This window comes from Paenibacillus taichungensis (assembly GCF_013359905.1).
Classification (GTDB): Bacteria; Bacillota; Bacilli; order Paenibacillales; family Paenibacillaceae; genus Paenibacillus; species Paenibacillus taichungensis.
The window spans coordinates 1-287 of sequence record NZ_JABMCC010000046.1; the positions used below are offsets into that span (position 1 = coordinate 1).

The window sequence follows — 287 nt, forward strand, 5'->3', positions numbered from 1 at the left end:
GCTTAACGGTCGTGTTCGGGATGGGAACGTGTGGAACCCCTTCGCTATCGCCACCAAACGTTTGAGAGTTTGAGCTCTCAAAACTGAGCAACGAGTGAGTAACTAGCCGACCTGGCTAGATTTTGTATTTGAATGTTTCCGTTACAGGAAACGATTCTCCATAGAAAGGAGGTGATCCAGCCGCACCTTCCGATACGGCTACCTTGTTACGACTTCACCCCAATCATCTATCCCACCTTCGGCGGCTGGCTCCTTGCGGTTACCCCACCGACTTCGGGTGTTATAAA

Annotated in this window: 2 rRNA genes; both read right to left on the bottom strand. The window is 50.9% G+C overall.

Annotated features, from left to right (window positions below):
- A 5S ribosomal RNA gene (gene rrf / locus HP548_RS34185) occupies window positions 1-58 on the bottom strand; the annotation flags it as partial.
- Window positions 59-164: 106 nt separating this feature from the next.
- Window positions 165-287: ribosomal RNA gene (locus HP548_RS00305) — 16S ribosomal RNA — on the bottom strand; the annotation flags it as partial.